This window comes from Bordetella tumbae, assembly GCF_965139195.1.
Taxonomy (GTDB): Bacteria; Pseudomonadota; Gammaproteobacteria; order Burkholderiales; family Burkholderiaceae_B; genus Bordetella_A; species Bordetella_A tumbae.
On record NZ_CBCSJH010000088.1, the window covers coordinates 1 to 459 of the forward strand.

1 protein-coding gene is annotated in these 459 nt (G+C 58.2%); it reads right to left on the bottom strand.

All coding sequences use genetic code 11. The features are described 5' to 3' along the window. Positions 1 to 221: 221 nt before the first annotated feature. Positions 222 to 459: hypothetical protein (locus ACNA0J_RS29680; protein WP_415822613.1), on the bottom strand; the 238-nt coding region annotated here is incomplete at its 5' end.

Here is a 459-nt window from a genome sequence, read left to right on the forward strand (position 1 = left end):
AACTGTCCAACTTCTGGGGGTCAGTTCACTGCACACACGCGAATCGCTATCGGTCCGGGCATGCAACGGGGTGGCGTGGTGCTTGGTTGGAAGATCTGCGTGGCTAGAGTTGTTGCATGCGATGATGATGCCTACCTCATCTCTATGCATGGCGAGAACGTCGCTCGAGAGATCTTTTGTTTATCTCCAACGCCAAAGCTTTCGCATGCAGATCACGAACGCTATGCATAGGCGCGCCCGTAGGCGCCTATGCATAGCCGCCCTGCAAAATATTCGTCCTTGCAAAAATCAGTGCCTACGAAGCCTACGTAGACCGCTCGTGCCAGCGACGAGGGAATCAGAGACGATGCGAGTCGAAGCGGGGCAGTGACCGTGTTGGCGCGCCTCGTGGCTGAGCGAGTGGATACCGAAGGCAGCGCGAAGGCGCGGACGAGGTGAGCGAAGCGGTGTCGGACGCGC